The following is a 13,216-nucleotide window of genomic DNA, read 5'->3' as shown; positions in this document are numbered from 1 at the left end:
CGGCACGCTAACGGTCCGGTCCGACACTCCCGTCCCAACGGCATCAGACGTCACCACCGGTCTAGGATGAGAGATCGGCTCACTCACCGGGCGGTGGGCCCGGTCGCGGTGGGAGACTTGCCACATGCCCCTCACCGAGCCGCACGACGACCACCTCCGGCAGGAGGATCCGGTCGACGCTGCGCGCGACCCCGGTGAGGGCACCCTCGCCGGGACCACCCCGCCCGGCGCGGCGGCCGCCGCGGCTTCGGCGCCCGAGTCCGAGGCGTCCGATTTTGCAGCGCCCGAGCCTGCGGCGTCGGCTTCCGAGCCTGAGGCGCCTGCGCCTGAGGCGTCGGCTTCCGAGCCTGAGACGTCTGCGTCGGCGTCCGAGCCTGAGGCGGCGGCGCCCGAGCCGGAGCCCGTGCTGCCCGAGGCGGTCAGGCAGCGCATCGTGGCGCTCACCGCGACGGTGCTGCCCGGGCTGCCCGCCGACGAGGTGCCGGTCCCGCTGCGCCGGGTCGCCAAGTTCGCCCCCAACCGCCGGGCCCGGCTCGGCGCCCCGGCCATCGCCGCCCAGCTCACCGCGGACCCGCTGTTCCGCCAACGGATCACCGCCCGGGTCCTCGCCGACACCGGCGACCTGGGCGCCGCCGTGCTGGAGGGCACCGCGCCGGCCGCCGCCGACCCGGTCGAGGTGGCCGCGCTGGCCTACCTGGCCCGCCCCCGGGGCTGGCGGGAGCTGATCGAGGCCAGCGGCGCGGCGGTCCGCGCCGAGGCCGACAGCGCGGTGGTCGCCGAGCTGGTCCGCGAGGCCGAGCAGCGGGCCACCCGCGCCGAGCACGACCGGGCGGTGGCCCGGGTCGAGGCGGAGAAGCTCCGCGACGAGCTGGCCCGGGTCCGCGAGGAGCTCGGCCAGCTGCGCGAGGAGAGCCGGCAGCTGACCCGGTCGCTGCGCGAGACGCAGGCCCGCGAGCGCAAGGCCACCGAACTGCTCGCCACCGAGCGGGGGCGGGCCGCCCGCGCGACGGCGGACGCCGACGCCGAGCTGCGCCGGGTGCGGGCCCGGCTGGCCGAGGCGGAGGCGGCGGCGGGGGTCGCCCGGGCCAGCGCCAAGGAGGCCCGCTCGGTCGACGACGCCCGGCTCTGGCTGCTGCTGGAGACCATCGGGCAGGCCGCCGTCGGGCTGCGCCGCGAGCTGGCGCTCGACCCGGTCGACAAGCTGCCCGCGGACTTCGTCGCCGACGCCTTCGCCGACCAGACCGCCGCCCCGGCCGCCGGCGCCGCGACGCGCGCCCGGGACACCGACGACCCGGCCCGCCTCGACCAGCTGCTCGCCCTGCCCCGGGCGCACCTCGTCGTCGACGGCTACAACGTGACCAAGCGCGGCTTCGGCGAGATGTCCCTGGAACAGCAGCGCAAGCGGCTGATCACCGGCCTGGGCGGGATCGCCGCGCAGACCGGCGACGAGGTCACGGTGGTCTTCGACGGCGCCGAACGGATGCACGGCCTGCCGCCGGCGCCGCGCGGCGTTCGGGTGCTCTTCTCCCGCAAGGGGGAGACCGCCGACGAGCTGATCCGGCGCCTGGTGCGCGCCGAGCCGCCGGGACGGCCGGTGGTCGTGGTCTCCTCCGACCGGGAGGTCGCCGACGGCGTACGCCGGCACGGGGCGTACCCGCTCGGTGCCGACTCGCTGCTGCGCCGCCTGGCCCGCTCCTGATCGGGGTGCTTGATCGCTTTCGGGCCGTCCGCGACCGGTTGTCCCTTTTCTGTCGTACCCCTTGCCTACCGTCGTGGTGACGGACGGTGCTCGGGCGGCGACGGTGACGCCGCGCCGGTCACCGCAGCGCATCAGGAGGCGAGATGCTCATCGACTGCGCGGGGTGCGGTATCCGGGGGACCGGCTGCGGCGACTGCCTGGTGACCGCCCTGCTCGACGATTCGTCCCCGGCCGCCGGGCTGGACGGCGCGGAGGCCCGGGCCATCGAGGTGTTCGCCCGGGCCGGGTTCGAGGTGGAGGTCCTGCCCGCTCCCGGGCCGGCCGGGCGGCGCACCCGACGCCGCCGCGTCGCGTGACGGGCCACGGCCGGTGCCCCGACGACGCCCGTCCCCCGGGCCGGTGGCTCGGGGAACGGGCGTCGGTGACGACGGTCAGCGGGACGGGTCCCGGTTGAACAGCTTCTTCGACCAGAGATAGCCGACCAGCGCGATGGCGGCGCACCAGGCCGCCGCGAGCGCGGCGTTCGTCCCCACCGGCCCGCCGGTCAACAGGCCGCGCAGGGTCTCGATGATGGGGGTGAAGGGCTGATACTCGGCGAACTGCCGCAGCCCGTCGGGCATCGAGTCGGTGGGCACGAACCCGCTGCCGATGAAGGGCAGGTAGGTCAGCGGCATGGGGAGGTTGCTCGCCGTCTCGACGCTCTTGGAGACCAGCCCCAGCGCGACCGAGAGCCAGATGAAGGCGAAGGCGGTCATGACCAGCACGCCGGCGGCCGCCAGCCAGGCCAGCGCCCCCGTCGTGGGCCGGAATCCGATCAGCAGGGCGACCCCGGTGACCATCGCCAGGCCGAGCATGCTCTGCGCCAGGCTGGCCAGCACGTGGCCGGTCAGCACCGACGCCCGGGCGATCGCCATGGTCCGGAAGCGGGCGATGATGCCCTCGGTCATGTCCATCGCGACCGACACCGCCGTCCCGGTGGCCGCCAGGCCGGCGGTCATCAGCAGGATCCCCGGGGTGACGTAGTTGACGTAGTCGCCCCGGTCGCCCGCACCGCCGCCCAGCCCGGCGCCGAGGGTGCCGCCGAAGACGTAGACGAACAACAGCAGCAGCATGACGGGCATGCCGACGAGCAGCACCGTCATCGACGGGTAGCGCACCCAGCGGCGCAGGTTGCGGCGCAGCATCGTGCCGGAGTCGCGGACGGCGTACGTCACAGTGCTCATCGGGGGGTTCCCACCTTCTCGGGCTGGCCGGTGAGGGCCAGGAAGACGTCGTCGAGATCGGGCGTGTGCACCGACAGCGACTCCACGGCGATCGACTCGCTGTCCAACAGGTCGAGCAGGTCCCGCAGCGACCGGACCCCGCCGTCGCCGGGCACGTGCAGGGTGAGCTCGGCGGCGTCGCGGGACTGCCCGGGCAGCACCCGGACGGCCGTGTCGAACGCGGCCCGGTCGGCGAAACGCAGGCTGACGTGCCCGCCGGGGACGAGCCGCTTGAGCTCCGCCGGGCTGCCCTCCGCCACCAGGCGGCCGTGGTCGAGCACGGCGATCCGGTCGGCGAGCTGGTCCGCCTCCTCCAGGTACTGGGTGGTGAGGAGGATGGTGACGCCGTCCGCCACCAGGTCCCGGACGATCTGCCACATGGCCTGCCGGCTGCGCGGGTCGAGCCCCGTGGTGGGCTCGTCGAGGAAGACGACGCGGGGGCGGCCGACCAGACCCATGGCCAGGTCGAGTCGCCGGCGCATCCCGCCGGAGTAGCTGCCGGCGGGCTTGCCGGCCGCCTCGACCAGGTCGAACATCCTGAGCAGGCCCCGCGCGCGCTGCCGTCCCTCCGCCCGGGGCAGGTGGTGCAGGTCGGCCATGAGCCGCAGGTTCTCCTCGCCGGTGAGCAGTCCGTCGACGGCGGAGAACTGGCCGGTCACGCCGATCGCGGCGCGTACCGCGTCGGGCTCCCGCGTGACGTCGTGACCGGCCACCCGCGCCTCGCCGGAGTCGGCGCGGATCAGGGTGGACAGGATCTGCACGGTGGTGGTCTTGCCGGCGCCGTTGGGGCCGAGCAGGGCGAAGATCGTCCCTGCGGCGACGGTGAGGTCGATCCCGTCGAGCACCACGTGGTCGCCGAAGGACTTCCGGAGGGCGGTGACCGTGATGGCCGCCGGGGCCGAGCTGGGTGGCATGTCTTCTCCTTCACGCCGGCCGTCGGGCCGGTCGGGGCGGGCCGGCCGTCGAGGCCGGTCGGGCGGGCGGAGCGGTGGTTCAGCAGCGGCGGATCACGATGTCGCCGAAGGAGGTCCGGGCGGTCACCCGCACGGCGCCCTCGGGCTCGCCGGGCGGTTCGTACGCCTCGAGGTGGTTGTCCACGCGGCCGAGCTGGGTGTGCAGGTCGAGCAGGGCGGCGGTGCCGGAGCGGACGCCGATGTCGAGCCCGCCGGTCGCGGTGCGGACCGACACCGTGCCCGCCGAGACCTCGCCGATGCGGATGTCGCCGTTGGCGGCCGTGGCGGTGACCGGACCGTGCGCCCGGTCCACGGTGGTCTCGCCGTTGGCGGCCTTCACCCGCACCTCGCCGGTGACCGTGCCGAGCCAGCTGTCGCCGTTGGAGTTCTTGACCACGGCGTCGCCGTCGACCTGCTGCACCTGGATCCGTCCTGACCCGGTGCTGATCCGGGCCGCACCGGCCACCTGCCCGACGCGGACGCCGCCGGCGGAGGTGTCGAGGTCGACGTCGGCGGTCTGCTCCAGCTGGATGTCGCCGGTCGCGATCCGGACCCGGCAGCTGCCGAGCCGGCCGCTGCCGCGGAACGCCGCCACGGAGGCGTCGCCGTGCAGGTGCGAGCCGGTGGGCAACCCGATCGTCACGTCGACCGAGCCGGGCTTGCCGAACAGCCCGAACCCGCGCTGCCGGGGCGACCTGACGACGAGCCGGCCGTCGGCGTACTCCACCCGGGTCTGTTCGGCGGCCCGTACGTCGGCTTCGGTGGCGGCGTTGCTCGGGCGGACCTCGACGTGCGTGTCGGTGCGGTCGGTGGCGGTGAGCTGGACGTCACCGACGACGAGGTCGACGGTGGCCGAGATGGGGGTCGGGGTGTCGAATGTGGGCACGGCGCAGTCCCTTCTGGCGGGTGGACGTCCCGGAGCGGGACGGTTGGTCGGAGGCGTGCGGCGGACCGGCGGGCGGCTCAGCGGGCCCAGCCGGTGTAGCGCTCCCCGCTGAACGGGGCGCGTCGCTGCGGCTGCCGGCCCGCCCCGCTGGACGCCACCGCGGCCGTGGCCGCCCGGACCAGCCAGGCGTTGACCGAGAGGCCGTCGCGGGCGGCCGCCTCCTCGATGCGGCTCTTGAGGTGTTCGGAGAGGCGGAAGCTGATCCGCGAGGTGGCGCCCTCCTCGGCGTCCGCCGCCGGCGGGACGGCCGGCTCGGGGGCCCCGGCCTCGCCCGGCAGCTCCGGGCCGGCCGGTGGTGGCGTCACGACGAAGCTCGGCTCCCGCCCGCGCAGGCGCAGCTCGACCGACCCGGGGGCCAGGTCGCGGGTGATCTCGGCCGCCGCCGCGGTCAGCGCGTCCAGGAGCGCCAGCCGGAGCGCCGAGTCGAGCGGCCCCGCCAGTCGCTCGGCGAGTGCGCGGGCCTCGTCGCCGCCGAGTTCGGCGACGCCGGCCAGTTCCTGCCGGAGGTTGTCGACATACGACGTCAGGTCCATGACGTCACTATGGCATCAAGATGACGTCATGGCAAGCCGTAATGACTTCGGATGGCGTCATGATGGCAATCGGTGACGTCAGGAGGTGGATCCGCCGCCGGGACGTGGCCTGCCGGGCCGCGCGGGCGGCGGCGCGGCGGGCAATAGGATGGGCGGTCACGGCGGAGGGAGCGGCGGCATGACGCGGGTACGGATGCGCACTGCTCGCGACGACGCGGCGCCAGGACGGCTGCGGTGACCCCGCGCGGCTGGGCGCTGCTGACCCTCGCCGGGCTGACCCTCGCCCTCCTCGTCGCGGCGGCGCTGCTGATCCCGTGGCACCGGCCGCCGGCCCCCCGGGCCGATCAGCTCGCCGCGCTGGGCGACCTCCCCGCCGAGCAGGTGGCCCGCAGCCGGGAGTTCCGCTCCGCGCTGCGCCCCGCCGGCTGGGTCGCCATCGCGATTGGCCTGCTGGTGGCCCTGCTGCTCGGCCTGACCCCGCTGGGCAGCCGGCTCGTCGAGCTGGCCGGGCGCCCGTTCGGCGACCACTGGGCCGCCCAGGCCGTCCTCGGCGGGCTCGCCGTGGTGCTCGTCGCCGACCTGGTGACCCTCCCGTTCGCCGCCTGGCGGCAGGCCGTGCTCACCCGCTACGGACTGAGCACCAACGGCTGGAGCGGCTGGACCGCCGACCTGCTCAAGTCGTACGCCGTCAGCGCCGTCATCGGAGCGGTGGCGCTGCTCGGCTTCTACACCGTCGTTCGGCTGTCGCCGCGCTGGTGGTGGGCGTTCGGCGCGGCCGGCGCGGCGACCCTGGTGGTGCTGCTCTCCTTCGTGCTGCCGGTGCTCGTGGAACCGGTCTTCAACAGGTTCACCCCGATGGAACAGGGCCCGCTGCGCACCGAGCTGACGCAGCTGGCGGCCCGGGACGGGGTCCCGGTGCGCGACGTGCTGGTCGCCGACGCCTCGCGCCGCACCCGGGCGGTCAACGCGTACGTCTCCGGGCTCGGGCCGACCCGGCGGGTGGTGGTCTACGACACGCTGCTGCGCGAGGCGACGCCGGCCGAGGTGACCGCCGTGGTGGCCCACGAGCTGGGGCACGCCAAGGACCGGGACGTCGCGGTCGGCACGCTGACCGGTGCGCTGGGCGCCGCCGCCGCGGTGGTCGCGCTCTACCTGCTCGGCTCCGCCGGCCCGCTGCTGCGGCTGGCCGGCGTCGACTCGGTCGCCCAGCCGCGCGCGTTCCCCCTGCTGGTGGCCCTGGTGACGGTGGCCGGGCTGGTCTCCGCGCCGGCGCAGGCGCTGATGTCGCGGCGGGTGGAGGCGCGCGCCGACGCGCACGCGCTCGCGTTGACCGGCGACCCGGCCGCCTTCGAGGCGATGCAGCGGCGGCTCGCCGGCATCAACCTCGCCGACCCCGATCCGCCACGCTGGGAGTACCTCTACTCCGCCACGCACCCGTCCACGGTCGAGCGGATGGCCGCCGCCCGCGCCCACGCCAGGGAGGCCGGCCGATGAGCCGTACGCTGCTGATCACCAACGACTTCCCGCCGCGCCCCGGCGGGATCCAGTCCTTCGTGCACAACCTCGCGGTGCGCCAGCCCGCCGGCTCGGTGGTCGTCTACGCCTCGACGTGGCGGGGCGCGGAGAAGTTCGACGCCGACCAGCCGTTCGAGGTGGTCCGGGACCGCACGCGGGTGCTGCTGCCCACGCCGCTCGTGGCCCGCCGGGCCGCCCGCCTGGCGCGCGCGTACGACTGCGACACGGTGTGGTTCGGCGCGGCGGCCCCCCTCGGGCTGCTCGCCGCGGGCCTGCGCCGCCGGACGGGCATCCGCCGGGCGGTGGCGCTGACCCACGGGCACGAGGTCGGCTGGGCCGCGCTGCCGGCCGCCCGGGCCGCGTTGCGGCGAATCGGGCGCGGCGTCGACGTGACGACCTACCTGGGCGAGTACACCCGGGTGCGGCTGGAGCGGGCGCTGCACGGGGTGACCGAGCTGCACCGGCTCGCCCCCGGGGTGGACGTGGACGCCTACCACCCGTCGGTCGACGGCGAACCGGTCCGGCTCCGGCTCGGGCTGGCCGACCGCCCGGTGGTGGTCTGCGTGTCCCGGCTGGTGCCGCGCAAGGGGCAGGACATGCTGATCCGGGCGATGCCCGAGATCCGCCGCCGGGTGCCCGACGCCGCGCTGCTCGTGGTCGGAGGCGGGCCCTACCGGGCCACGTTGGAGAAGCTGGCCCGCCAGACGGGCGTCGATCGGGACGTGGTCTTCACCGGCTCGGTGCCGTCGGCCGAGCTGCCGGCCCACTACGCCGCCGGCGACGTCTACGCCATGCCCTGCCGCACCCGCAACCGGGGTCTGGACGTCGAGGGGCTCGGGATCGTCTACCTGGAGGCCTCCGCGACCGGCCTGCCGGTGGTCGCCGGCGACTCCGGTGGCGCGCCGGACGCGGTCCGCGAGGGCGAGACCGGTTTCGTGGTCCGTGGCCGCGACGTCGCCCAGCTCGCCGACCGGGTGGCCACGCTGCTCGCCGACCGGGACCTGGCCCGCCAGTTCGGCGCGGCCGGTCGCGCGTGGGTGGAGCGGGAGTGGCGCTGGGAGGCGCAGGCGCAGCGGATGGCCGCCCTGCTCGCCGGCTGACGGCGCCGCGGTCTCAGCGCAGGCGGGCCAGGACGCGCTCGGCGGAGTCCGGGCGGCCGAAGTGCCAGCCCTGGCCGGCGTCGCAGTCGATCGCCCGCAGCCGCTCCGCCTGCCCGGCGGTCTCCACGCCCTCGGCGGTGACGGTCAGATCCAGCGCGTGCGCCAGCGAGACGAGCGAGGCGAGGATCCGCTCGTCGGCCCGGGCCTCCGGCGCCCGCAGCCCGGCCACGAACTCCCCGGCCACCTTCAGCTCGGTCACCGGCAGGTTCCGCAGGTACGCCAGGTTGCAGTAGCCGGTGCCGAAGTCGTCGATGGCGATCCGGACGCCGAGGTCGGCGAGCACCCGCAGCGCCCGGACCGGCTCCTCGGCGGTGCTCATCATCGTGCTCTCGGTGATCTCCAACTGGAGCCGCTCCGGCGACAGCCCGGTGTGCCGCAGCAGCGCGCGCACCTCCTGGACCAGGCCCGCGCGGCGCACCTGCCGCACCGCCAGGTTGACGCTGACGAACGGGGCGGGCCCGGTGCCGACGGCCCAGCTCTCGGCCTGCCGGCACGCCTCGGCCAGCACCCAGCCGCCGAGCGGGACGATCAGCCCGGTCTCCTCGGCCAGCCCGATGAAGCTGTCGGGCCGTAGGACGCCCAGCTCCGGGTGCCGCCAGCGCACCAGGGCCTCCATGCCGAGGACCCGGCCGTCGCGCAGCGAGGTCAGCGGCTGGAAGTCGAGGTAGAACTCGCCCCGCTCCAGCGCCGCGGGGATGGCCGCGGAGAGCGCGTACCGGGCCAGGTCCTGGCGGTCCCGGTCGGCGTCGTAGAGCGCCCAGCGGGCGCCACCGGCAGCCTTCGCCCAGTGCAGCGTGCTGTCGGCCGCCCGCATCAGGTCACCGGGGGAGGTGCCGGCGACCTCCCGCTCGACGATGCCGATGCTCGCCGAGACGCTCAGCTCGTGCCCGTCCACCAGCACCGGCTCGCGTACCGCCGCGAGGGCGGCCTCGGCGACGGCGACGGCGTCGTCGGTGCCGGTGGTGCCCTCGACCAGGACGACGAACTCGTCCCCGCCGAGCCGGGCGACCAGGTGCCCGTCGAGGGCCAGGCGGAGCCGGTCCGCCACGGCCACCAGCAGCCCGTCGCCGACCTGGTGACCGTGCGAGTCGTTGACCACCTTGAAGCGGTCGAGGTCGAGGAAGCAGACGCCGAGGCGCGCCGAGCCCCCGGCGGGCGAGTCGATGGCCGCGCTGAGGCGCTCCGTCAACAGCGTGCGGTTGGGCAGGTCGGTCAGGGGGTCGTGGGTGGCCTGGTGGCGGAAGCGCGCCTCGCTGCTGCGCAACGCCCGCTCGGCCTCCGCCCGGGCGGTCATCGCGGCCCGGCGGATCGTCTCCTGCTCGTCCAGCGTCCGGTCCCGCATCGCGCGGGCGTAACCGGTTGTCACGGCGGCCAGCAGCCGGGCCAGCCGGTCCTCGACCTCCTCCTCGACCAGGCCGAGGTCGCGGGCCAGTCGGAGCTGGACGACCTCGACCGTACGACCCAGCGCCTCGGCCGAGGCGATGTGGGCGGCCACCAGTTCGGTGCCCACCCGGTGGCCGACCCGCAGGTCGATCGGCTCGGCCAGCAGCGCCGCCGCGAGTTCCTCGGTGAGGCGTTGCAGCAGCGCCTCCAGCTGGGCCTGGGTCATCGGCAGGTAACTGGTGCCGGAGACGGCCTTGGCCCATGCCCGGGCGAAGGTCCCCGGGCGGGACGGGTGCCCCACGGTGGTGCCGGTCGGGGCGACGGTGGTCGCCCCGGGCGGCTCAGCCACCGAGTCGCCCGACGCCGCCGATGAAGGCCGCCCGCTCGGCGTCCTCGGCGCTGTCGGGGGAATCCGGGCGCCACTGCGGCACCCAGACCACGCCGGGGTCGACCAGCTCGAAGCCGTCGAAGAGGGCGGTGAGTTCGCCGCGGCTGCGGATCCACAGCGGATTGTCGGTCCGCCGGTAGACCCGTTCGGCGTCGGCCAGCTCGTCGTCGCCACGGCCGTCGCCGCTGGTCTGCGACAGCACCAGGTAGCTGCCCGGCGCCAGCGCCTCGCGCAGCGTCCGCAGCAGTTCGGCCGGCCGGTCGTCGTCGGGCACGAAGTGCAGCACCGCCACGATCATCACGGCGATCGGCTGGTCGAAGTCGAGCAGCCGGCGGACGTCGGGGTGGGCGACGATGCGCTCGGGACGGCGCAGGTCCTCCTGCACCACGACGGCGCGGTCGTTGCCCTCCAGGATCTCCCGGCTGTGGGCCACCGCCACCGGGTCCACGTCGACGTAGACCACCCGGGCGTCGGGGGCGTCGCGCTGGGCGATCTCGTGCACGTTACCGACGGTCGGGATGCCCGAGCCGATGTCCAGGAACTGCCGGACGCCGGCGTCGAGGAGGAACTGCACCGCCCGGCGGAGGAACGCCCGGTTCGCCTGCGCCATCAGCGGGGCCTCCGGCACCGCCGCCACCATCGCCTGGGCCGCCGCCCGGTCGACCGCGAAGTTGTGCGAGCCGCCGAGGTAGTAGTCGTACATGCGGGCCACGCTGGGGCGTTCGATGTCGATCTCGTCGGGTGCCCAGTCCGGCCGCTGCATGCGTTCACCCCTCCTGTCGGTGTGCGGGACACCGTTGCCCGCGCCGGTATTCTGCCGGCTGACCGCCCGGGAGACCATAGCGCGCCGCGAGCCCTTCGACGCCGCCGCTCGATGCGACGACGACGGGTCCGCGCCGCCCTTCGGCGGTCGCGGACCCGTCGGTGGTACGTCGTCGGGCTCCCGGCGGGAGCGGGTCAGAACTTCGGGGCGTCCGGCGCCTCGAGCAGACCGAGCCGCAGCGCGGTCATCAGCGCCTGGGCCCGGTTCGCCGCGCCCAGCTTCTCGTAGAGCTTCGAGATGTGGGTCTTGGCGGTGGACTCGCTGACGAAGAGCTGCTTGGCGATGCCCGCCACGCTCATCCCGTCGGCGAGCAGCCGCAGCACCTGCCCCTCGCGCGGGGAGAGCTGCGGCCCGGACGGGGCCAGCCGGCGCTTCATCGCCTCGGCCAGGTCGGCGGCCGTGAAGGCGCTGGGGGAGGAGGCGGCGTGCCGGGCTGCGGCGACCACCTCGTCCGCCGGCGCGGTCTTGGGCACGAAGGCGCTGGCCCCGGCCTCCAGGGCGCCGAAGAGCTGGTCGTCGCCGGCGTACATGGTGAGCACGACGATGCCCATCGAGGCGCTCGACTTGCGCAGCGCCCGGGTGGCCTCCAGACCGCTGCCGTCGGGCAGCCGCAGGTCCATGATCACCACGTCCGGCTGCAGCGCACCCGCCTGGCGCACCCCTTCCGCCGCCGTGGCGGCCTCCCCGACGACCTCGAACTGCCGGTCGCGCTCGAACGCGTGCCGCAGGCCCTTGCGGATCAGGTCGTGATCGTCGACAAGGAGGACCTTGGTACGGGTGGCCGGTGTCGGACTTGTGGTCATCCTCGGGTTACTCCCCTTCTACTGCCGCTGCGCTACCGCGCACGTTATCGCGCCGGGGCGAGGAGCCGAGCACCACCGCCACGGTCGTGCCGCTCGGTTGCCGCGGCCTGATCTCCAACCGGCCCCGGATACGTTCCGCCCTCTCGGCCATGATCGCAAGACCGTAGTGCCCGTCGGACCGCTGGTCAGCGATCCCCTGACCGTCATCCGACACTTCAATTTGCGCGTACGGGGGGTCGACCTCGCAGGTGACCCAGAGATTCGACGCGCCCGCGTGCTTGCGCGCGTTGGTGACCGCCTCCTGGGCGATGCGCAGCAACTCGGCCTCGGTGGCGGCGGGCAGCCGCGCGGTGGACTCGTCCAGGGACAGGTGCACCCGCAGCCCACCGGAGGCGCCGACCGTGCGGGCGTACTCGGCGATCGCGGCGGCCAGGCCGCCGTGCCGGTCCACCTCGCTGCGCAGCTCGAAGAGGCTCAGCCGCAGCTCGGTGATCACCCGGGTCACCTCGCCGCGCAGCGTGCGCAGCGCCTCGGCGGTCTCCTGCGGGTCCTCGTCGACGTACGCCAGGGCGTTGTCGATGCCGTAGCCGACCATGACCAGTTCCTGCGCCACCCCGTCGTGGATCTCCCGGGCCAGCCGCTGCCGTTCCTCGTTGGTGGCCAGCGAGCGGACCTCGTCGAAGAGCAGCGCCGCCTCCAGCCGCAGCGCGGCCGGGCGGGTCAGCCCGGTCACCCGGGACACCACGCCGGGCGGGTACGCCTGCGCCGCGTCCGCCTCCAGCACCACCAGCCCGACGGTGCGTACCCCGGCCACCAGCGGCACGATCAGGGCGGACACGTCGCCGCCGCGGTGCGACCGGGCCTGCGAGCGGGCGGCGGTGTGCGGCTGCTGGCTGGCCCACGCGTCGGCGATGGCCGAGTCCGCGTCCAGCGTCGTCTCCCAGTCGACCCGTTCCACGCCCACCTGGGCGAGCACCACCAGCCGGCCGCCGCCGCTGGCCGACAGCACGGCCGCCCGGTCCGCCCGGGCCACGGTGCGCAGCTCCTCGAGCAGGTGCTCGGAGATGCCGCCCGGGTCCAGGGTGGCCCCGGGCAGCTGCCGGGCCACGGTACGCAGCTGGGTGAGCAGCCGGGTCGCCTCGGCGTACGGCTGGGGCTTGCCCTCGTTGCGGACCTGCATGACCCGGTGCAGGCCGCTGGCGGCGGCGAGGCCGAGCCCGGCCAGGATCAGCCACTGGGCGCAGATCACCAGGTAGCCGAGTTCGCCGATCTGCCGCTGGCCGTCGGTCTCGGTGAGGGCACCCGCCACCAGCAGGGTGGCCGCCGCGACGGCCAGCAGGGCGACGCCCTCGCGGAACCGGCGGCGCAGCGCGGTGACGGTCACCGGGACCGCCAGGTAGGGCAGCACCGCCGAGGCGCCCAGCCCGCCGACGTCCCCGCCGACGGTGGCCACGGCGGCGACCTGGCTCGCGGCCAGCCCCAGCACCAGCACCTCGGCCACCCGGCTGAGCGGGCCGACGGGCCGGTGTTCGGGCGCCAGCAGGGCGGGCAGCCCGGCGACCGCCAGCAGCGCGATCCACCAGAGCTGGCCGGGGTCGTGCGTGGCGTACAGGGTCAGGACGGCGACGAGCGCCAGCATGACCACGCGCGCGGCGGCGGCGAGGCCGAGCCCGGCCAGGATCAGCCACTGGGCGCAGATCACCAGGTAGCCGAGTTCGCCGATCTGCCGCTGGCCGTCGGTCTCGGTGAGG

At 75.3% G+C, this 13,216-nt stretch carries 12 protein-coding genes; 4 read left to right on the top strand and 8 right to left on the bottom strand.

Features of this window, described 5'->3' with window-relative positions; genetic code table 11:
- The first annotated feature begins 124 nt into the window (after window positions 1-124).
- Complete coding sequence (locus tag F6X68_RS12825; protein ID WP_151454487.1) at window positions 125-1,699, top strand: NYN domain-containing protein; 1,575 nt, start codon at window positions 125-127, stop codon at window positions 1,697-1,699.
- A 143-nt stretch (window positions 1,700-1,842) separates the two neighbouring features.
- Window positions 1,843-2,055, top strand: coding sequence for a hypothetical protein (locus F6X68_RS12820; RefSeq protein ID WP_151454486.1), 213 nt, complete (start codon window positions 1,843-1,845; stop codon window positions 2,053-2,055).
- 75 nt (window positions 2,056-2,130) lie between these two features.
- Here F6X68_RS12820 and F6X68_RS12815 read toward each other — a convergent pair whose 3' ends face one another.
- The 4 genes from F6X68_RS12815 to F6X68_RS12800 all read right to left on the bottom strand — a co-directional run bounded on the left by F6X68_RS12815 (window position 2,131) and on the right by F6X68_RS12800 (window position 5,393).
- Window positions 2,131-2,922 carry an ABC transporter permease gene (locus F6X68_RS12815; RefSeq protein WP_151454485.1) on the bottom strand — a complete coding sequence of 264 codons (792 nt, stop codon included), beginning with the start codon at window positions 2,920-2,922 and terminating at the stop codon, window positions 2,131-2,133.
- Window positions 2,919-3,875, bottom strand: a complete 957-nt coding sequence (locus F6X68_RS12810; RefSeq protein ID WP_151454484.1) for an ATP-binding cassette domain-containing protein — start codon at window positions 3,873-3,875, stop codon at window positions 2,919-2,921. Before F6X68_RS12810 ends, F6X68_RS12815 begins: the two co-directional genes overlap by 4 nt.
- A gap of 79 nt (window positions 3,876-3,954) precedes the next feature.
- Window positions 3,955-4,800, bottom strand: coding sequence for a DUF4097 family beta strand repeat-containing protein (locus F6X68_RS12805; RefSeq protein WP_151454483.1), 846 nt, complete (start codon window positions 4,798-4,800; stop codon window positions 3,955-3,957).
- Between the two features lie 77 nt (window positions 4,801-4,877).
- Window positions 4,878-5,393 (bottom strand): hypothetical protein, encoded by a 516-nt coding sequence (locus F6X68_RS12800; protein ID WP_151454482.1) that lies wholly within the window; start codon window positions 5,391-5,393, stop codon window positions 4,878-4,880.
- A gap of 234 nt (window positions 5,394-5,627) precedes the next feature.
- On the opposite strand from F6X68_RS12800, the gene F6X68_RS12795 reads away from it, so the two are divergent.
- A complete protein-coding gene (locus F6X68_RS12795) occupies window positions 5,628-6,887 on the top strand; it encodes a M48 family metallopeptidase (RefSeq protein WP_151454481.1) in 1,260 nt (419 codons plus the stop codon).
- The gene (locus tag F6X68_RS12790) at window positions 6,884-8,008 is read left to right on the top strand and encodes a glycosyltransferase family 4 protein (RefSeq protein WP_132236171.1); all 1,125 of its coding nucleotides are present in this window, start codon (window positions 6,884-6,886) and stop codon (window positions 8,006-8,008) included. Before F6X68_RS12795 ends, F6X68_RS12790 begins: the two co-directional genes overlap by 4 nt.
- Before the next feature lie 13 nt (window positions 8,009-8,021).
- Here F6X68_RS12790 and F6X68_RS12785 read toward each other — a convergent pair whose 3' ends face one another.
- The 4 genes from F6X68_RS12785 to F6X68_RS12770 all read right to left on the bottom strand — a co-directional run bounded on the left by F6X68_RS12785 (window position 8,022) and on the right by F6X68_RS12770 (window position 13,110).
- Window positions 8,022-9,677: a bifunctional diguanylate cyclase/phosphodiesterase gene (locus F6X68_RS12785; protein ID WP_151454499.1), complete on the bottom strand. Its 1,656-nt coding sequence runs from the start codon at window positions 9,675-9,677 to the stop codon at window positions 8,022-8,024.
- Between the two features lie 115 nt (window positions 9,678-9,792).
- Window positions 9,793-10,602: an SAM-dependent methyltransferase gene (locus F6X68_RS12780; RefSeq protein ID WP_151454480.1), complete on the bottom strand. Its 810-nt coding sequence runs from the start codon at window positions 10,600-10,602 to the stop codon at window positions 9,793-9,795.
- A 194-nt stretch (window positions 10,603-10,796) separates the two neighbouring features.
- Window positions 10,797-11,465 carry a response regulator transcription factor gene (locus F6X68_RS12775; RefSeq protein WP_007072219.1) on the bottom strand — a complete coding sequence of 223 codons (669 nt, stop codon included), beginning with the start codon at window positions 11,463-11,465 and terminating at the stop codon, window positions 10,797-10,799.
- A gap of 7 nt (window positions 11,466-11,472) precedes the next feature.
- On the bottom strand, window positions 11,473-13,110 hold the full coding sequence (locus tag F6X68_RS12770; RefSeq protein ID WP_225852174.1) for a GAF domain-containing sensor histidine kinase: 1,638 nt from the start codon (window positions 13,108-13,110) through the stop codon (window positions 11,473-11,475).
- Window positions 13,111-13,216: the final 106 nt, after the last annotated feature.

This window comes from Micromonospora sp. AMSO12t, from assembly GCF_008806585.1.
Taxonomy (GTDB): Bacteria; Actinomycetota; Actinomycetes; order Mycobacteriales; family Micromonosporaceae; genus Micromonospora; species Micromonospora reichwaldensis.
Note: the sequence above shows the minus strand (reverse complement) of the source record. Positions and strands in the feature narration are given on the sequence as shown.

Excerpts from the sequence above, each read along its gene's own strand:
- F6X68_RS12775 (WP_007072219.1), bottom strand. The coding sequence starts at position 11,465 with ATGACCACAAGTCCGACACCGGCCACCCGTACCAAGGTCCTCCTTGTC.
- F6X68_RS12820 (WP_151454486.1), top strand. The coding sequence starts at position 1,843 with ATGCTCATCGACTGCGCGGGGTGCGGTATCCGGGGGACCGGCTGCGGC.
- F6X68_RS12825 (WP_151454487.1), top strand. The coding sequence starts at position 125 with ATGCCCCTCACCGAGCCGCACGACGACCACCTCCGGCAGGAGGATCCG.
- F6X68_RS12800 (WP_151454482.1), bottom strand. The coding sequence starts at position 5,393 with ATGGACCTGACGTCGTATGTCGACAACCTCCGGCAGGAACTGGCCGGC.
- F6X68_RS12785 (WP_151454499.1), bottom strand. The coding sequence starts at position 9,677 with ATGACCCAGGCCCAGCTGGAGGCGCTGCTGCAACGCCTCACCGAGGAA.
- F6X68_RS12810 (WP_151454484.1), bottom strand. The coding sequence starts at position 3,875 with ATGCCACCCAGCTCGGCCCCGGCGGCCATCACGGTCACCGCCCTCCGG.
- F6X68_RS12815 (WP_151454485.1), bottom strand. The coding sequence starts at position 2,922 with ATGAGCACTGTGACGTACGCCGTCCGCGACTCCGGCACGATGCTGCGC.
- F6X68_RS12780 (WP_151454480.1), bottom strand. The coding sequence starts at position 10,602 with ATGCAGCGGCCGGACTGGGCACCCGACGAGATCGACATCGAACGCCCC.
- F6X68_RS12790 (WP_132236171.1), top strand. The coding sequence starts at position 6,884 with ATGAGCCGTACGCTGCTGATCACCAACGACTTCCCGCCGCGCCCCGGC.